Raw genomic sequence first — 18,740 nt, 5'->3', positions numbered from 1 at the left:
GGCGCCAAACCGCTCATGACATCGGCTCCGCATTTGCAGCGTGAAGCCCATATTTCAAAGCGACAGCCGCCGGCATGGCGCTCCAGCCCTGAAGCAGGGAGCCGCGTCCATAAGGCGGCGAGAAGTATTCCACTGCGCCTATCCAGCCATTGTCGAGGCAGGTTTCCCACCAGCGTGTCAATGCGTAGCGGGCGCCTCCAAGCCCGTGGCGAAGGCGTTCTTCGGCATAAGCGCCGTCCCAATAAGGCCAGTCCGAGCCGTTATGGTAGCGGTAGGGAAAAGCGGTCTTGGACCGTAAATCACTTTGCCGCTTGAATGGTGGATAGGCGCACATCACACCCCAGCTGCCATAGGGCTGTTCCTGATTGTTGCGCGTTTCAAGTCTGGTTTCGAACGCTCTCAGCAGGCCGACAGCCTTCTCCTCTGAAATAGCACTAAATCGCGATAAGGTCAGGCTGTCGAGAGCCAGATGATCCTCGACAAAAGAGCCAGGCGTTCCGTAGTCGAGATATCCTCCCGTTGCCGGGACGAAGAGCTTGGCTTCGATTTCCCGCCGAGCAAGAATTGCGGTCTTGCGCGCATGTTCGGCAAGGGTCGGATCATGCCCCTCGCCCAGTCTCGCCACCGCATCCATAGCGCCGACGAAAAGGCCGAGATCGTAGGAGACAAAGCCGTCACGGAAGACATTGTCGGCCCAATCTCGGTCGTTGCGCGGCTTCAGCGGCAGAACGCTGTCGGGACCGGCCAGACTGACATAGCGATCCATGATCGCCCTCACTGTCGACCAATGAAGCTGCACCTCGGCCGCGTCTTTCGTCACGCCGAAATAGTCATCCAGAAAAAGAATGAAGAAAAGCGGACTGTCGAAGTGGTCGCTCCACCAATCCTGCGGACGGTTATGATACTCCGGAACGGCTCTTTTATGGCTTTTGGGATTAGCCTTGCAGTCGGCGACGAAGCGCTGCCAGGCATCCGATTGCGCCGGTCCCGTCAGGATAACTCCGCTCGGGGCCTCTCCGTCGGGCTGTATTCCCTTGGCGAGCAGTCGGATCTCGTCGCGCACCGCCTCCGGAGCAATCGTCAAAAGAGGCTGCGTCGTCCAATAGCCGTCGCGGTAATAGGTCCGCGCCGGAGCGCTATAGGCCTGTCCGGCGGCAAGGCCGGCGAAGGCGCCATTTTCGTCGCGCCTTATGCTGGAAAGGGCCGCATGGATCCCCTGGCTGACCATAGTGCGCATCAGCGGGTCGGCCTCAGGCATCATGTCGCAACGCGCCACATATTCCGCGGCTTGGGTCATAATGGCTTCACTGCTGAGATCGAGCGCTCTCTCGGCTTCGTCTCTCGAGGCGCCGCAGGCAATCCGCAGATCGGCATCTCGAGCTTCCACGATAAGGACGCCCCAGCCCATTTCGAAAATCTTCCGATGACCGCTGCGGAACACCTTCGCTTTCGCGTCTCGCCCATCCGGCTCGTGCCACCAGGCGCAACGGCGCGCTGGATAGACGCCCTGCAGGCTCACTCCATTGATCAGCATCACCGGCAGCGACTGCGCGACGAAAACGCCGCCCTGTTTCGAGACGAGTCGGTTCGGAGCGTAGCTATAGGGGCCGGCGATCGGAGAAAACCGCACACGCCCCAGGCTGCCGGCACCCCAAAGGGCAAGATCGGCATATCCGTCCGGATGAACATCCGCCTGGAGGCGTGGCGCCATTATAGGCAGCAAGACACCGGCGTCGGCTGAAAGCTGCCCGTTGGTCGAGGGCTTAATCATAGACAGGTCCCCGACAGCCGCATTGAGGAACCTGCAGAATGCGAAACGAAGAAACCGCTGAACCAGCCTGAGCCGGTTCCTCTTTGGGCGATCTTGGCGCGTACGCGCCGACCCAGACAATATGTACGGTGCATACTTGTCCTCGACCCTGTTTCAATCGCGCATTTGACAACGCGTTGATCCCAGCCTACAGGCGGCTCCTCTCTTGTCAAGGACGTAGACAAATTGTCGGCTTCCGTGTACTGAACTGGGCTACGGAGATGGGGATTGAGCACTAAACCCATCATTTCGCGATGGTTGAGAACCGGACCGACCTTACATTAGGGATACGCCTCGAACTAATTGGAACGCGCAGCCGGATGGCAACGACGTCGTCTATCGTACAGACTCCCATCGCACGAAAAATCTCGACCAATACGGTGATCCGGACCGTGTTAGCCAAGGGGAAGATCTCTCGCGCCGATATTGCCAAGCTGACAGGCTTGTCGAAACAGACGATTTCCGATGTCGTGCGCGATCTTGAGGATGATGGGTGGCTGAAAGCTGTCGGGCAGACCGATGGTCGTCCCGGCCGGAATGCGATCATCTATGAAATCAACGCAAGAGCGGGCCTGGCTGTCTCCATCGATCTCGGAGGCACCAAGATCGCTGCGGCTATCTGCGATCTGTTGGGTAACGTCGTTGCGGAAACCAAAGTGCCCACTGACCCACGCGGCGGACCGCATCTCGTCAACCAGTTCAGCGACCTGATCACTCAACTCGCGCTTGCGGCGGGGACGACTGCCGACAAGCTGCGTCTCGTCGTTCTCGGCAGTCCCGGCGTCCTCGATCCGGCTACCGGACATATCAACGTCGCGCCGAACATTCCCGGCGTGGACGCAATGGATCTGCGGCAAGCGTTCAGCGACAAGATGGGCATACCGGTGATCATTGAAAATGACGTCAACCTCGCCGCGCAAGGGGAGAGATGGCGGGGTCACGGCATCGAGGTCGGCAATTTCGCTTTCGTGGCGCTTGGGACGGGCGTTGGCATGGGCATTATCGCCAATGGCGCGCTGTTGCGCGGTGCCCGCGGCGCGGCCGGCGAAATCGCCTATCTTCCACTCGGCGGCGATGCTTTCGATCCAGGCGGTTTTACACTGGGAACCTTCGAGAGCGCGGTCGGCAGCGTCGCCATGCTGCGGCGCTATACCGGTTTCGGCGGGCGCAACGCCTCTACCGTGGCCGACCTCTTCGCTGCGTTCAATGCAGGCGAAACGAGCGCCATCGCCGCAATCGAAGAGACGGCGAGGCTGGTGGCGATCGCTATTGCCACCATCGGAGCAACTCTCGACCCGGAACTGGTGATCACCGGCGGCAGTATCGGTGCAAGGCCGGAGCTCGTAAACGCCATCCGCGCTTTTCTGCCGCGTTGCACCCCTTACCCGCCGCGCATCGAGATCAGCCGATTCGGCAACCGCGCCGCTCTCATGGGAGGCATGGGTATCGCCGTCGAGCGCATGCATGACGATCTGTTCGGTGTAAAATTGCAGGACGCTTGAAGATCGCAGCAGCTCGCAATCAGCCGCTGCGCCACTTGCGAAGCGCGGCAAATGCGCTAGATTTTGCGTCATGATCACAGCAACGCAGATACGCGGCGCGCGCGCCATGATCGGAATGAGCATCGAAGAGCTCGCCGCCGCAAGCGGCCTGCCGGTCGAGATCGTGACGGCTTTGGAAAAGGGCGAGTTTGAGGGTGAGCCGCATGCGTTGTTCGACGTGCGCAGCACTCTCGAAGCGCACGGCATCATCTTCCTGTCGAGCGGCAATCAGGATGAAGGCGGCCCCGGCATCCGGTTGCGGGCACGCACATCAACCGATGACGGCATCCGGCCGGAAAATCTCAATGCCGCCAATGACGACTGACCAGATTGGTCCGTCGCGTCTCGCTGTCTGATCCTTTATCGCGGGAACCACGGGTCAGAGATAGGCCTTGGCAAGGTCAGCGAGTTTGCCGCCGTCTCTCACGCCCTGTCTGTAAAGCTGAATGATAACCGCACCGATCCTCTCGGCTTCCGGCGTCGTTCTGACCAGGCCGCGTTCGTCGCAGACCTTGTCGAGCACTTGCGAAAGCAGATCGAGATCTTCCGAAAAGAGCGGTAAATCATGCGGATGAATTGATGACCGTAACATCACGCCGCACTTCCCTCCGAGGGCAAACGCCTACACGCTTGCATCGCCGGCCGCCCTCCGCAACCGGCAATGAAGTTATTATGCGTGAGGGTCCGAACTTTAGCAACTGCGCAAACTCCTGCGGAATAAAATTTCTTCCGCGCGTCTGGCGCATTTTGCAGCAGGGATCCGAACCGGCTCAGGCGTGTTGCGATTTTTCAGATTCGCCGTTCGGCTTCATCCTGATCTGGCGTTACCGCAACATTCTTCAGCCGTTGCGGCGGCCTCCAGCGGCGATGAACGGCGGATCGATGAAGCCTTCCATGATCACCTTGGCGGTCAGCTCGATCACTCGTTCCTCGGCAAGTTCGGCAAGCGCGAGGGCAACGTCGCCCTCTGGCCAGCCGGCCTTGACCGCCTCGTCCGACAGAGCTTGGAAAGCATCGGCAAGGGCCTGCCTGCAAGTTAGGTTCTGGTTCATATCCGCCATGCGCTCGCACCAGGCCATCACTGAGAGGAACAATCCTAATCTACACATATTCGCAAAAATGCGAAGCACCAAAAGGTTCTCTGAAATTTAAAAGCAGACTATCCAGCGTAAAATTCTGTATATCCTTAACAAAATATACAAATATCAGTCCATATTATTGATGGACCCCAAATGGACGAGAATAATATTTTGCAATCACTCCCGTTAAGAGAGTACTTCATCGGATAATTTACTTCAAATAGTCAAAATCGAATTCGATACACTGATCATTTTCTCTGCCCAATGGCATAGACCCGAAGTCCGGCCGTTTTCAGCATCTTCGCGCCACCCTGTCAATTAGCTTCGGGATATTCCCGGCGCGAGCATGACCCTCAATCGCGTCGTGGTGAAGAGGATCTTAAAGCGGTTCGGCCGTTGGGCATCGGAGGATAGCGGCGAATGCCGACCGGCGTGATCACCTTATTACCATAACGGCACCACACTGCCGTCAAAGTCCGCCGTACCATTGCCTCGGCGCGTTCAATTTTTTCAGGAGGTGAAATGTCTATTGAACTGGATGCTACTACCTATGTTCACGCTAAGCCGACGACCGCTCATTCCTATATCCTGCCGGCCGTTGTCGACGTTCTTGGAAATAGTTTCCACGAGGCAAACGAAACGGCGGTCTTTGATCTCGGCTGCGGCACCGGCGGCGCTGCCTCGGTGCTTGTGGAGAAAGGCTACGATGTCGTCGGCGTCGATCCGTCGGAGGACGGCATTGCGAAAGCGAAAGCGGTCCATCCCGGTCTTCCGCTGGAAATCGGTTCCGGCTACGACGATCTTTCCAGCCGCTACGGGACCTTCGATGCGGTGATCAGCATAGAGGTCGTGGAGCATGTTTACGACCCGAAGGCTTTCTCGGCGACCATGTACGATCTGGTGAAACCGGGGGGCATCGCGGTCGTATCGACGCCTTTTCACGGTTACTGGAAAAATCTGGCTTTGGCGGTAAGCGGAAAGATGGATGATCATTTCATGCCGCTCAAGGAGCACGGCCACATCAAATTCTGGTCCCCGGGGACGCTCAGCACGCTGCTGCTCGACACAGGTTTCGAAGACGTCGACTTCGAATATGTCGGGAGAATTCCGCTTCTGGCAAAATCGATGATCGCAATCGCGCAAAAACCGCACTGACAACCCGTTCTCTACCGCAGCCAGGCACGCGCTGCACTCACCGTTAACGTGATGTTGTGACTAGGGTTTTCAAGGAGTTAAATGGTCGGGGCGACTGGACTCGAACCAGCGACCCCTTGACCCCCAGTCAAGTGCGCTACCGGGCTGCGCTACGCCCCGACCTGCCGAAACGGCTTGCATCGTTTAGTTTTTCGGCGCGTGCAATGCAAGCAGAAAAAACCTGCATCCGACAAAAAGCAAGCAGTTCGCTTGCAACGGTCAGATCGCGGCGACCTTCAGCCGACCTTCGGCGGTCTGGCGAGGCTGCCACGCCCGATAATTGGCAATCGAAAAATGCGGGGTTTCGAAAAGCGTGGCGTGGGTGTCGGTGATGACGGTGACGTCGGCGCCGGCGGCCTCCCCGGCAAGAATGCCGGCAACGGCATCTTCGAAGACCAGGCAGTTCGCGGGGTCGACCCCGAGGCGGCTTGCACCGAGCAGATAACCCTCGGGGCTCGGCTTGCCCGATTTGACCGTTTCGCCGCTGACGATCACCTTCGGCATCGGGATGCCGGCCGCTGCCATGCGGCGCTCGGCGAGTTCGATCGGCGCCGAGGTGACGATCGCCCATCTGCCGTCGGGGATGGCGTTGAGGAAGCGGACGGCATCGGGGATTTCGACGATGCCGGAGACGTCCTCCATCTCCTCGGCCAGCAGCAGATCCGCCTCGTGCACCGGATCGACATCGGGCAAGCCGAGGCCGCGGATCACGTCGGAGGCACGGATGCCGTGGATCGTTTTCAGGAAAACTTCCGGCTCAAAGCCGTGGCGTCTTGCCCATTCGCTCCAGACGCGCTCGACGACGGCAATGGAATTCAGCAGCGTTCCGTCCATATCGAAGAGGAAGGCGTCATAGGATCTGTCGAGGACGTCGTGGTGACCGGGCACGGGTGTTTCCTTGCGAGCACGAGGCAGTGGGGGCCTCTCCGGCAGGCGAGTAGCCGAGAGCAGCGACGGCGTCAACGTCAGTCGTTGACATCAGGATGCGTGACGTTGCGAACATCGGCCAGACCACGTGCGGCGTCGCGATTGCCGGTCGCAGCGGCGGCTTCGAAGATTCGCATCGCGTCATCGTACATTTTCAGATTGAGATAGCAGTAGCCGCGCAGAACCATCAGATCGATCCGCTCCTGCTGCAGCTGGGCGCGCTGATCGAGATAGATGAGGGTTTCACGGTAACGCCCCGCGTCGAAGGCCGACAAGGCGCGATCAGCGAGGATCGCCACCTGCAGTTCGGCAGCGCGCTGGCGGCTCTGCGGCGCCTTGGTTGCCGCAACGGCAGCATTGCCGGAAAGACCGGCGCGCAGATAGGCGAGGCTCTGACCATAGGCTGCGTCTTCGCGGATCTTGCGGACCGGGCTCTGCAACGCCGTCTCGAACGCCGAGACCGCCTCCATCGGCCGGTTAATATCCATCAGGCACCAGCCGCGCGACAGCGCCTCGCCGGGCCCGAGTCGTGATGCGTCGATGGTCGTCGAGCAGTCCCGCGCCTGGCGCGGACCGCGCTTGACAGTCACCGTCTGCATCGCCGGCCTTGCGGCGCGGATGGCGACTTCCGGTTCCGGCTGCTGCATAGCTTCCGGCTCGGCCGGAAGCGGCGCCATGGAAGCGGCCGAACGCTGCGGCGTCTCTACCGGCTGGTCCGGCTGCTGCGGCGCGAGCGGCGCCTTCGCGGACTGCGTATCGGCGCTCGATACCGACAAGGAAGTGTCCTGAAGATTGGCGATGCGCGCCGACCGGCCGGCCCAGCCGCGCTGGAGGTCGAGGACACCCTTGCGGTCGTTCAGCTGCTCACGCGTGACGGCAAGGCCATAGGCGGACGGTTCGTCATCCGGTTTCCAGGCAAGCGCGGTTTCGAACCAGCGCGCGGCAGTCTGGAACTGGTTGAGAGAACGGGCATACCAGCCGAACTGCTGCGCCGTCGGCACATATTTCCGGGCGATGACCTCGGCTGCGATCCGATGAAGCACGTCCTCGCTGAGATCGGCCGGCGGCTGCAGCGCCATCAGATTGGCGGTAGCGGCAAGATAGGTCGCGGTCGCATCATCGGAAACGGCGCGCCAGCGGAACATCACGTCCTCGGCTTCCTGAGGCGCCTTGCGGGCGATCAGCGCCAGCGCCAACCCCTGCGAGGCGGCCGCCGTATCCTCCCTGTCGCGGGCGGCACGAAACCACTTTTCGGCATCGGCAGGATTGTTGCGGCGAAGCTGGTGCCAGCCGAGCAGCAGCGCATCGGAGGCCAGCCCCTGGCTTTCGGCGAGCTTTTCGAGGTGAGCGATATAATTCGGCGCGATGGCGAGCTTCGGATCGTCATTGCTTTCAGCGACGAAGCGTCGTGCAAGATTATCACGAATTGCATCGAATTCCCTGCTGCCGTCGACAGCTGGCTTTTCCAGCGCCAGCAGCGCCTGCATCGGCTGGTAGTCAAGCAGCGTCGAGGCTTTTTCGACCGTCGCCTGCCGTTCGGCAGCGTCGGCGCAGTTCTTCAGGATATAGGCATAAGCATCCTGCCCGCGCTGCGGCCTCTCCGTCCGGATGAAGGCCTCGGCGACACGCCAGAGCACGTCGACCTCGCTGCAGGTGAGCAGGCTCGGCGTCGCGGCGGCGATATCGACCACGGTCGCATATTGCTTGAGGTCCGAAGCATTGATGAGGCGAGAGCGGGCTTCGGCGACACCAAGCCGCTCGAGCAGATCGGCCGGTGGCTGCCACCCGGCGTCGGCAGCCTGGCGGTCGGCGATCGCTTTGCGCAACTCCGCATAGCGGCCATCGGAATAAAGCTTCCACATAGCCTCGAGCTGCTTGTCGCCGTTTTGCGGCACGGCAAGCGGATCGGCCGGCGGAACCCAGTTTGGATAAAGCGCCTGAAGGCGGGAGATTTCAGCCTGCAGGCGCACTTTGTCGCCGCGGCTGGCAAAATAGCGAAGCGCGCTTTCATCGACCGCAGGCGGCGCGGACGCGGCGGCCCGTTGAGGCGCTGGCGGATTGGAGACGATCGGCGGTGCGACCGGAGTCGGCTCTGCAGCTGTCCGGGGGACGTCGGGTTGTGGTGCTGGCTCACCGCTGCCCGGTGCCGGTGGCGGCGACGAAGTGATCGCTTCGATCTTGTCGGCGACGGTCTCGGCATTGAATTCGGAATTGCCCGCGGGAGCGTCGTCCGGCTTGATGCGACCCATCAGCAGCAGCTCCGGCGCCGGCCTGGCTGCAGAGCCGAGGCCTAAATTTTGCTGCAGGGCGCCACGATCCTTCAGCCCGGTGATGAGGGTCGCCACCACGACTGCCGCTGAAATCGCCACGAGAGAAGATTTCACAGACACTCCGGATGCTTCTCCCCGATATAGGCCAGCCCCAGCAGTTGAAGCGTGGACGGAAAATAGAGTGTGGGTGCGAATTGCAGAGCCGAGACCGGCAGCCTGGTCCCGTCGACTACACAGGCCACAACATCGTTAACAATTCTATAACCCGGGTCCAGCAACACGGTCTTCGGCCGGCCTGTGGTCAGATCGATGGTGGCCGGAACGCCATTCTGCGACATCCCCGTTCGCAGGCGGTTCAACAGCGCCTTATCCGTGATGCCGCCCCGCGCGAGATAGAGCGGGATGCGAAGGGCATTATAGGCAAATTCGGCATCGAAACCCTCTGCCGGTCGCGGTGGGCCACTGAGACTGACCCATTCGGCAGGAAGCTTGCGCGGACCGAACTGCATCGTCTTCAACAGCGCTACGCCATCGTCCGACAGCTCTTTCCAGGCATCGGAGGGAGCAAGCGCCGCCATGACAGGCATTGCCTCGTAAATCCAGTAGGAAGGATTGACGACAGGACCGTCGTCACGATCGGCGGCTCCAAAACCTGCGCTGCCCGGCATCAGCAGGGTCCGGCCCGCCGAGCGGACGACGGCTTCGGCAAGCAGCGCCTGCGCCATGCGAGAGGCGGCGAGGATATAGTCGTTACGCTTCCATGCGGTGCCGGCAAGCGCCAGAGCATAGGCGATCAATATGTCGCCATCCGAGGCATTATTGGTATCGGTCACGTGCGGCTTGACGTTGGGATCCCATTTCCAGACGGCCAGGCCATCGTCGCGCAACAGCAACTCGGTGCGGGTAAAATACCAGATCTGCTCGAAATCCGCGGGGCTTGCCGAGAGATAAGCGAGCAGCATGCCGTAGCCCTGCCCTTCGCTGTGGCTGATATTGCTGTTGCCGTTATCGATGATCCGGCCGCTCGCATCGAGAAACTTCGCCTTGTAGGCGGACCACGCATCGGCATTGATCATCGCCTGCTGTGCGGCGGCGGACGGGCCTGCGGGGGCGAACGCAGCCGTCGCCGCAAGCAGAAGCACGCACCACCACCTCATTTGGACCGACCCAGCGTTTTTAGCATGCGCGAGGTAGCGACGCCGATCAGCAGCACGAAGACGACGAGCAGCGAAGCATAGGAGAGGATGTTCGTCGACAACCAGTTGGCGGCGATCAAGCGGTAATTGGCGATCGACCAAGGCGTGGACGCGACGAAATCGAAGCGGGTGACGGGCACGGTGTCGATCTTGCCCGTCTTGCTCGAATAGGTGGTGATATGCCCGGACATCTGCGGCCAGTTCAGCTGACCGGTCAGCACCTCGAGCCCTTCGCGCAGATCCTTCGCCGAGGGTGCTGCCACCACGGTCCACGAACCCTCTCCCAGGGGGCTGGAGCCCTGCGCAATCATGAGGGTGTCGGCGTTGGACGGGGTGAAGACCTTCTCGGCGACGGGGATGAACTGCAGCGAACTGAGGGTGATATCGAAATTGCGCCCCAGCCATTCACGGAAGGCAGTGATGCGGCTGCGCAAGATACCGCCGCCCACCTTGGAATTCCACTCCTCGAAGGCCGTGCCGGTATCGACGACGCCTGGCTGCGGGTCGGCGACCGGACGCCATGAGGCTTGGCTCGCCGCCGAGATGTTGGCCTGCGTCAGCGCGGTTGCCGGCATCTGCGAAATCGAGCCGATAAAGATGGCGTCCCGATCGCCGATCGTATTCGGCGAAGCCACGGTTTCGACGGCGATCGGATGACCGGCCATTACCGCCATCTGACCAAGGAGCGTAGCGGCGGCCGAAAGCGTATCGGCATCGACGCGATCGATGAACAGCGGCGTCGGCTCCGTCGCCCGGCTGTAGGGATAAGCCGTGCCGGACATGGCGGCCAGGTTCGGACGCTGCCCGACGCGGGCAAAATCCGGAATGTGCACTTCGGAGGTGTCGAACAGGGCAAAACGGGGACTGGCGCCGGCGGTAGCACCGGGAGCGCAAGTTGTATCGTTTTTCGTCATCAGGATCGTCTCGATCCCAATCGTATTGAGGCCGGGTTTGAAGTGGCGCATCGTCACGCGGATCGGCAGATGACGGAGAATGCCGCCGGTGGTCGAGGTAAGCGGTACGGTGGAGGCGATGTTGTCGTTGACGTAGATATCGATATGGCTGCCGGGCAGCACATTGTCGGTATAGGCGGCATCGAGCAGCACCTTCGCCTCGCCATAGGCATTGGCATAGAAGTCGGCCGGCACGGCGACATTGAAACTGGCGCGCAGCCGCCGGCCGGAAAATTCCGTGGTCTTCACGCCGAGTTGGGAGAGGGCGATGCTGGTGTCGGAAAAAACCAGCGGCGCATTCGGCGCGCTCCAGCGCTCGGTGGTCAGTGCATCGCGGCGGACATCTGCGGACCTGTCCGTTGGCGACACAATGGTATCGATCGCCGAGGAAACCGCTTGCCAGGAGGGACCGCTGATCAGCAGCACGGGCGAACCGCTGCGCGGATCGATCACGAAAGCGGCCAGCGGCGCGCTTTCGGCGCCGGGCGGCAGGCTGGGAAAGAACGGCCGCAGCTCCGCGGCGGTCCCGACGAGGACCCCGAGCTTGCCAGGACCGGCGGCTGCAAGGGAGGCGGTGTTGAAGGCAAATATTTGGTTCGGCATGCTGCTCAGCACCGACAAACCCTGTGCCAGCCGCAACAATGGCTTGGTCGTCCCCGGCTGCTCCAGCGCCGGGACGACGATATCGAACTCTGTCCTGCCGGCGCCATCGACGCCGATGGCGCGGATCGCGTCGGCACTCGAAAGCTCCGCGGCATTCCCGCCGGCAAAGCTCAGAAAGGTTCCGGCCGGATCGATATTCGACCATAATTCATAGGTGGACTGGATGCTGCAATCGGTGCGGTGGCGTTGCTCTGCCTGGAAGGTCACGAGATTGGCGCCCGGCTGCAGCAGGCCGGAGGGAACCTCGAAAGTGACGGCGGAAGAGCCGTCCGCCGAGCCGACCCGCTGCTGGCCGATCGGACGATTGTTGAGATAGACGGTCAGCGCGGAAGCTTCAGGCGCGACGACGATCGAATTCTGGTAAGCGAAGGTGAAACTTGCCTTGGCGGCCGCCTGCTCGGGCGTCAGATAGACAGACCATGACCGGCGGTCAAATTCGCCGCTGAGGCTGAATTTCGAAAAGGGCACAAGATAACGCCTGCTATCGCGGTGGCGCGGCTGCGAAGCGGCATTCGCCGCCGCGCCAGGCTGAGGCGCCGGCGTCGCCGGCTGCGGCACGGCAGTGATCGGCGCGGGAACGGGCGCGGGCGTTACGGAAATGGGTGGCGTGACAGGTACCGGCGCCGCCGCTGCGGGCGGAGCGGGCGGCGTCAATCTCGGGGCGGTGGACCCACCGGGCGGCCGCTCGCCGGACATATCGAAGGGCGCCGTCTGCGCCTGGGTGACAGCGGGGGCATGCAACAGGAGAAGCGCGGCGGCGACGATCTTTCTCATCCGGCATTGACCTTTGCCGCCCGCTGCTGCGCCTCCCGCTCCGGCCGCATGCTGCGGAAGAGGTAAACCAGGCCGCGGCTGGTCTGATAGAGCGACAGGCCGAGAAACCAGATGGTACCGCGAATGAGGCCCGGATTGCGGCGGCGCGATTCCTGGAACTGGGTCCACTGATCGGAATTGGCAAACATCAGATCGGCGATGAGGCGATGATCAAGCGCGCTTTTCGGCACGTATTGACAGCCGACATTGCTGATATCGCCTGATGGCTCGATGTTGCGGACGATCAGCGGCAGGGTTTCCAGATCTGCGCCGCTATAGGGCCGGAAGCGCATCTCGCCGGGGGCGCCGACGAGCAGCTCATCGAGATGCTTGTTGAAGATATGCAGCCTTGCACCGTGGACGGAGACGTCCTCGATCGAGGCGGCATACCACTTGCCGTTGGCGTAAAACTCGCAGCGCCGGTTGACGCGGACGCGGCGGGACAAAGCGCGCTCGCCGCGTTCCGACACGACACCAAGCGCACAGCCGGCCATGATCAGATTGATGATGTTCCACGCGCCGACGACAAGCGTGACGTCGGCCTTATAGGGCTCGGCATAAATCCTGTAGAAGGTGATGATCAGCGCGATGATCTGCACCGCAAAGATCACGAAGAAGGGACGGCTGATCTCCGACAGGCGGCTGACGGCGATCGATTCGTCCTTGGCGGTAACCTTGAAGGTCGGCTTCCTCGGATTGAGCATCACCGAGACGACGGCCGGCAGCAGATGCACCGTCTGGACATATTCGTAAAGCTCGGAAATCCAGGGCCAGCGGAAGGATCCGTAGAGGTAGTTCTGCATCATCAGATTCACGAGCATATAGGCAAGCGTATAGGCAAGGAATTCACCGCCGGAGGCCGTGAAGATTTCCAGATCGAAGAACAGGTAGAAGAGCGGCGCAAACAGGAAGATCGTGCGCGGGAACGGAAAGAGCCAGAAAAGCGTGGATGACATATAGCACAGGCGCTGCGGGATCGACAGGCCGCGCTTGAACAGCGGGAAGCGGAAGCGCAGGATCTGCATCATGCCCTGCGCCCAGCGGCTGCGCTGGCCGATGAAGCTTGCAAAGGTGGCCGGTTGCAGCCCGGCGATCAGCGGCTTGTCGACATAGATGCTGTTCCAGCCGCTGCCATGGAGAGCCAGCGCCGTCTCGCAATCCTCGGTAATGCTAATGCCCGAAAAGCCGTTCTGGGATTCGAGCGCCTTGCGGCTCAAAACCGCGGCCGAACCGCAGAAGAAGGCGGCATTCCATTTGTCGAGGCCGCGCTGGATGATGCCGTAGAACATCTCATTCTCGCTCGGCATCTTTTCGAAAGTGCGCAGATTGCGTTCGAGCGGATCGGGATTGATGAAGAAATGCGGGGTCTGGACGAGAAAGAGCTTCGGGTCGTCTTCGAAATAGCCGACGGTCTCGATCAGGAAGTCGCGGGCCGGCGCGTGGTCCGCGTCGAAGACGGCGATGAGTTCGCCGGTCGAATGTTTCATACCATTGTTGAGATTGCCGGCCTTGGCATGCTCGTTGCGGTCGCGCGTGAGATAGGTGACGTCAAGATCCTGGCAGAGCTGCTTCAGCTCGATATGGCGGGCCGCCGCCGCCTGCGCCTCGAGCAACTTGCCGGAATTGCGCTTCTGTAGGGTGCCGCCGTCGTCGAGCAGCCAGACATGCAGCTTGTCGGCCGGATAGTCCATCGCCTTGGCGGCAGCCAGCGTGTTTCCGAGAAGGCCGGCATCCTCGTTATAGGTGGGAACGAAGATATCGACATGCGGCAAGCGACCGGGATTGGCGGCACGCGACGGGCGCGGCGGGAGCGGCGTGGCAACGATGAAAAGGCTGAGCGCCAGCATCGCGACGCTGTACATTTCGGCAAGGTAGAGCAGCAAGCCGGGAATGAAATTCTCAGGCTGATTCAGCGGCGGCAGCGTATTCGTGGTGCGCCAATAGACGTAGCGCAGCACGATCGACGTGCCGAAGGCCAGCGCCACCAGGCGCCATGTCCCCTCGCCCTTCAGAATTTTAATCAGCGCCATCACCGTGACGACCGTGATGCTGGTGATGAGCTGGGTCTGCAGATTAACCGGCAGAGTGATCAGCACGATCATACAGAGCGAAACAACGGCCCATATGAAGACACTGCGGGCTTTGCGCATCGACGTTCCTTCGAAATTGCTCCACCGGGCACCGTTCGGCCGCTGGCATCCTCGTTATCTCCGGCAGACGGCCGTCATGGCCGCGTCGCCTATGCAGTCCGGCGAGGGCACGGTGACGCCGATTGCTCTTGCCGATTGTTCCAGCGGCGCGGCCGGATCCGGCGCTGCGTTCGTCTGTGGGGCCTCGCTCGGCAGCGGCACGTGCGGCCCGATGGGCGCGGGCAAGCGCGCAGCGCCCTGCGCCGGTTGCTGGCTTGGGGCGCTGCGAACCGGAGCTGTCCGCGGCAGGCGGACTACGGCAGGCGCCGGCTCATAGCCGATCGGCATCGGGCTGGCGCGATATCCGCCCTCATCGGGGTAGATCGGTTCACCGGTACGACCGAGCGCCGCGCTGGTGGGCGGCGGGTTACCGTACGGATTCCAGGTCGGACCGTCGAAGGTGCCGGTGATGGTATAGCCGTAGACAACGCCGAGCAGCTGGCGCTCGGTCGCGCGGGCGTCACAGAGGCGCACGCGCAGCTGGATCATGCCGAAATTGCGCGCCTGGGTATTGGCGGCCGCGCTCGAGCGGATCTGCTGCCAGGCATAAATGCAGGTATCGCCGGCGCGGCTGCGGCCGGAGGCATAGCCGAAGGGGCCATAAGTGTTCTGCAGGAAGGTCGCCGATGTCGCCATCGGCACGCCGGGAGCCGAACGGGCTACCTCGCGGGCAATGCCGCTCTCGTTGATCATGCTGAAGCTGGCATTGCCCATCCCGGGATTTCTCCCGGAAGCGCCAAAGAACTCAGCTTTGATAAAATTCTGGCCGGCTACTGAAGAGGAGGTGAACAGCGAGATCGCCTGCTCGACGCCATTGCCGCGCTTGCGCTCGACGACGCTGACAATCGACGGGCCGCCCGGCGGCGGCAGGACCAGCGCCTTTTCAGGCGCCACCGTCTCCGGTCCGGAAAGCTGTCGCACACCGCCTGTCGACGTGCAGCCGGCCATCAGACCCGCCACGGCCAACAGCGATATCGTCTTCCCCAAGCGCATGTCTCGAGCCGCCGTAATGGTCTTTCCAGATATCCGTTCGCAGACCGAAACGCGACGGACCGTCGAATCAACGGCCATCCGACCGCTCGCCTGACATAAATCGCCGACATGGTTAACGAAGAGTAAAGAGCCCGACCCTGATGCCACCAGACGACTCGCGTTGAACGTGATTCGGACGGTTCAACCGTATGGTGCACAAACCACTTTAGCAACAAACAATCGGCGCGCTGGCCCCTGCCAGGACATCAAGGCGGTTGCGGAACCATGCCGTATGGCCGGCGTTGCCCTGATGTCTAGAGTTCAAAAAGGAGAACACCCCATGCGCAAGATCATGCTGGCTACGGCCGCCATGTTGACCATCTGCTCGGCCGCCTTCGCACAGAGCACCGTGGTTGTCACCGATCCGGCACCAACCGGCTCCGTCGTCCTGCCCGGGGAGGTGCGCACCTATGTCATGGAGCAAAACACACCATCCGTCGTCTATGACGGCGAAATCACCGTTGGCGCGACGCTGCCGGATACGGTTGAAGTCCATACCGTGCCCAATGCCGATGGCTATGCCTATACGGTCGTCAACGAGCGGCGCGTGATCGTCGAGCCGAAGACGCATCGCGTGATCCAGATTCTCGAGTAGGGGATTGGGGGCTGGAGACGCGCAGTCCTGCACGACTTCACGTCCCCTCATCTCCCGCGTTGACTGGCACGTTCAAGAGTTCACGGATCTTGTGGGCGAGTTGCTCCAGGCTGAATGGCTTGGCGAGCAGCGAAACGCCATGGTCGAGCACGCCATTGTGGACAATGGCATTGCGCGTGTAACCGGTGGTGTAAAGGACCCGGATCGCCGGCCATTTTTCTTGAACGGCATCAGCAAGCTGACGTCCGCTCATCTGCGGCATAACGATATCGGTGAAGATCAGGTCGACGCCGGGATTCTCCTCCAAAAGGAGAAGCGCCTCCACGCCACTTGCCGCCTGCAACACGCTGTAGCCGAGTTCGTGGAGGCTTTCGGCGGTCATGGTGCGGACATGCTCGTCGTCCTCCACTACCAGGATAGTATCGTTGACACTTCCCTGGGGAATCGGCTGGGCGCCGGCGGCGGCCAGGCGGGCATCCGCCTTGCCGACATGACGCGGCAAATAAATCTTCACCGTCGTTCCCCGGTCGATCTCCGAATAGATCTTGATGTGGCCGCCGCTCTGTTTGATGTAGCCGTAGACTTGGCTCAGCCCGAGACCGGTTCCCTTGCCGGGTCCTTTGGTGGTGTAAAACGGCTCGAAGGCGCGGTCGACGACATCGGGCGACATGCCGGTGCCGGTGTCGGTGATGCTGATCATCACATATTGGCCCGCCTCGACCTCCGAATGCATACGCGAATATCGCTCGTCAAGTTCGGTATTGGCGGTCTCGATCGTCAGATGACCGCCGCCGGGCATGGCGTCGCGCGCATTGACGGAAAGGTTCAGCATGGCGTTTTCGAGTTGGCTGAGATCGGCGAAGGTCGGCCAGAGGCCACCGGCAAGCACGGTCTCGATCCGGATATGTTCGCCGAGCGTGCGCCGCAGCAACTCCGACATGCCGCCGACCAGCTTGTTGACATCAATCACCTCGGGGGCCAGCGGCTGCTGGCGAGAGAAGGCCAGAAGCCGTGCGGTCAATACCGCGGCCCGCTGGGCTCCGTCTCTGGCATTCTGAAGGGAGTTCAGCAGGCGGGGATCCTCATGTCCGGTCATCCGCCGCTGGGCGAGATCGAGATTGCCGATGATGATCGCCAGCATATTGTTGAAATCATGGGCGACGCCGCCAGTGAGCTGACCGATCGTCTCCATCTTCTGCAATTGTCGCACCTGCGCCTGGGCGGCGGCATTCTCTTCCATCTCATGCCTGAGTTCGGCAGTGCGCTGCACCACCGTTTCTTCAAGGCGCGCGTTGAAGCTGTTGAGTTCGCTACGGAGGCGACTTTGCCTGCCATGGGCGACAATAATCGTCTCCATCAGGCCAATGATGATCACCGCATTGATGAGAAAGGTCGCAAGTCCGATCCATTGGCCGGCGCTCACCGGCCAGAAGGCATCGTCCGGTTCGACGAAAAACTGCTGGACGAGGAAACCGGCGAGCATGGCCGCCACGAGGCCCGGCCCGGCGCCGCCCATGAAACTTGCGAGCAAGACCGCCGGAAGGAAGCTCAGGAAGGGAAACCCGGAGAGATAATCACTGGCGGCAAGTCTCAGAAGAAAGGTCAGGCCGACGAAGGCAACGGCCAGCGGATAGGTATAGCCCGGCCTGTGACGCAGCCAATCCGTGGCACTCAACAAATCCATTCCACACCCCTTCCCGGCCGTCGCGAAAACGACATCCCAGCTTTTGCACATCGAATTTCGCCGGGCAATATGCTGTTTCCAAAGCGCGGCGCGATCCTCCAGATTCGCTTGCCGCGCCTTAGACTTTTATGTTTACACATATCGGCGTTTCAAAACCGCTGCAGTGTTTTGTGTGACAAGTTTTACCACCGCCGCGCGTGGCGTCTTGACGAGCTTCGCAAGCGGTCCACATAAATCTTCATGCCCGGCAGGGGAATGGGTGGACGGGATCATGAAAGACATATTCATCGTCGAGGACGATGCGCTGATCGCCATGTTGCTCGAGGACATGCTCAGCGATCTCGGCTATCGGGTTTGTGCGAGCGCACCGGATCTGGAACGGGCGCTCGCAACCGCCAGGGATGCAGAATTCGACGCTGCAATTCTCGACGTCTCCCTCGCCGGCCGGAGCTCGCTGCCGGTCGCAAAGCTTCTCGATGAACGTGGCAAGCCCTATCTCTATGCAACGGGGTATGGCAGCGCCCCGGAAGGCAGCAGCCCCAGCGCGCTCCCGGTGCTGCGAAAGCCGTTCCAGCTCAGCGAGCTCGAACAGGCGATGAGGCAGCTTTGCGAAAGCTAGAGTATCCGTTTTGATCAAGCGGCTTTTGGTGTCCATTTTTGGTTTTTCCGCAGGAGTGCGTTTGCCAGCAGGATGATCTTTCGCATGATGGCTGTGATGGCGACCTTCGGCGGCTTGCCGGCTTTGATGAGGAGGTCGTATTTGGCGCTGAGTTCCGGGTTGAAGCGGCATGCAA

15 protein-coding genes and 1 tRNA gene are annotated in these 18,740 nt (G+C 61.3%); 5 read left to right on the top strand and 11 right to left on the bottom strand.

Annotation, left to right across the window (positions count from 1 at the left end; all coding sequences use genetic code 11):
• Positions 1-13: 13 nt before the first annotated feature.
• Entirely contained in the window at positions 14-1,771 is a 1,758-nt protein-coding gene (locus HJB91_RS23000; protein ID WP_221155954.1) for a glycogen debranching protein, read from the bottom strand.
• Between the two features lie 359 nt (positions 1,772-2,130).
• Here HJB91_RS23000 and HJB91_RS22995 point away from each other — a divergent pair, with 359 nt between their 5' ends.
• Both HJB91_RS22995 and HJB91_RS22990 read left to right on the top strand, forming a co-directional pair.
• A complete protein-coding gene (locus HJB91_RS22995; protein WP_210628335.1) occupies positions 2,131-3,312 on the top strand; it encodes an ROK family transcriptional regulator in 1,182 nt (393 codons plus the stop codon).
• Positions 3,313-3,382: 70 nt separating this feature from the next.
• On the top strand, positions 3,383-3,676 hold the full coding sequence (locus HJB91_RS22990; protein ID WP_097598408.1) for a RodZ family helix-turn-helix domain-containing protein: 294 nt from the start codon (positions 3,383-3,385) through the stop codon (positions 3,674-3,676).
• Positions 3,677-3,730: 54 nt separating this feature from the next.
• On the opposite strand, the gene HJB91_RS22985 is transcribed toward HJB91_RS22990, so the two are convergent.
• Both HJB91_RS22985 and HJB91_RS22980 read right to left on the bottom strand, forming a co-directional pair.
• A complete protein-coding gene (locus tag HJB91_RS22985; protein WP_210628336.1) occupies positions 3,731-3,943 on the bottom strand; it encodes a hypothetical protein in 213 nt (70 codons plus the stop codon).
• A gap of 247 nt (positions 3,944-4,190) precedes the next feature.
• Entirely contained in the window at positions 4,191-4,412 is a 222-nt protein-coding gene (locus HJB91_RS22980) for a hypothetical protein (RefSeq protein WP_064806073.1), read from the bottom strand.
• Between the two features lie 540 nt (positions 4,413-4,952).
• Here HJB91_RS22980 and HJB91_RS22975 point away from each other — a divergent pair.
• Entirely contained in the window at positions 4,953-5,585 is a 633-nt protein-coding gene (locus HJB91_RS22975) for a bifunctional 2-polyprenyl-6-hydroxyphenol methylase/3-demethylubiquinol 3-O-methyltransferase UbiG (protein ID WP_221155953.1), read from the top strand.
• 82 nt (positions 5,586-5,667) lie between these two features.
• Here the strand turns inward: HJB91_RS22975 and HJB91_RS22970 are convergent.
• The 7 genes from HJB91_RS22970 to bcsN all read right to left on the bottom strand — a co-directional run bounded on the left by HJB91_RS22970 (position 5,668) and on the right by bcsN (position 15,628).
• A tRNA-Pro gene (locus tag HJB91_RS22970) sits at positions 5,668-5,744 on the bottom strand.
• Between the two features lie 99 nt (positions 5,745-5,843).
• On the bottom strand, positions 5,844-6,512 hold the full coding sequence (locus HJB91_RS22965) for an HAD family hydrolase (RefSeq protein WP_221123466.1): 669 nt from the start codon (positions 6,510-6,512) through the stop codon (positions 5,844-5,846).
• Positions 6,513-6,589: 77 nt separating this feature from the next.
• Positions 6,590-8,935 (bottom strand): cellulose synthase, encoded by a 2,346-nt coding sequence (locus HJB91_RS22960; protein ID WP_221155952.1) that lies wholly within the window; start codon positions 8,933-8,935, stop codon positions 6,590-6,592.
• Positions 8,932-9,978: a glycosyl hydrolase family 8 gene (locus tag HJB91_RS22955; protein WP_221155951.1), complete on the bottom strand. Its 1,047-nt coding sequence runs from the start codon at positions 9,976-9,978 to the stop codon at positions 8,932-8,934. The genes HJB91_RS22960 and HJB91_RS22955 overlap by 4 nt, the downstream gene beginning before the upstream one ends.
• Entirely contained in the window at positions 9,975-12,407 is a 2,433-nt protein-coding gene (locus HJB91_RS22950) for a cellulose biosynthesis cyclic di-GMP-binding regulatory protein BcsB (protein ID WP_221155950.1), read from the bottom strand. Before HJB91_RS22950 ends, HJB91_RS22955 begins: the two co-directional genes overlap by 4 nt.
• Positions 12,404-14,596 (bottom strand): UDP-forming cellulose synthase catalytic subunit, encoded by a 2,193-nt coding sequence (gene bcsA, locus HJB91_RS22945; protein WP_210628342.1) that lies wholly within the window; start codon positions 14,594-14,596, stop codon positions 12,404-12,406. Before bcsA ends, HJB91_RS22950 begins: the two co-directional genes overlap by 4 nt.
• A 54-nt stretch (positions 14,597-14,650) precedes the next feature.
• Positions 14,651-15,628, bottom strand: coding sequence for a cellulose biosynthesis protein BcsN (gene bcsN, locus HJB91_RS22940; protein ID WP_221147493.1), 978 nt, complete (start codon positions 15,626-15,628; stop codon positions 14,651-14,653).
• 319 nt (positions 15,629-15,947) lie between these two features.
• Between bcsN and HJB91_RS22935 the strand changes: the two genes are divergently transcribed.
• Positions 15,948-16,262 carry a DUF1236 domain-containing protein gene (locus HJB91_RS22935; protein WP_210628343.1) on the top strand — a complete coding sequence of 105 codons (315 nt, stop codon included), beginning with the start codon at positions 15,948-15,950 and terminating at the stop codon, positions 16,260-16,262.
• 37 nt (positions 16,263-16,299) lie between these two features.
• Here HJB91_RS22935 and HJB91_RS22930 read toward each other — a convergent pair whose 3' ends face one another.
• The gene (locus HJB91_RS22930) at positions 16,300-17,946 is read right to left on the bottom strand and encodes an ATP-binding protein (protein WP_221155949.1); all 1,647 of its coding nucleotides are present in this window, start codon (positions 17,944-17,946) and stop codon (positions 16,300-16,302) included.
• A gap of 271 nt (positions 17,947-18,217) precedes the next feature.
• Between HJB91_RS22930 and HJB91_RS22925 the strand changes: the two genes are divergently transcribed.
• A complete protein-coding gene (locus tag HJB91_RS22925; protein ID WP_210628345.1) occupies positions 18,218-18,565 on the top strand; it encodes a response regulator in 348 nt (115 codons plus the stop codon).
• Positions 18,566-18,740: the final 175 nt, after the last annotated feature.

This window comes from Rhizobium sp. NLR10b (genome assembly GCF_019685435.1).
Taxonomy (GTDB): domain Bacteria; phylum Pseudomonadota; class Alphaproteobacteria; order Rhizobiales; family Rhizobiaceae; genus Rhizobium.
The sequence above is the reverse complement of the archived record's forward strand: the minus strand, read 5'-3'. Positions and strand labels throughout refer to the sequence as shown.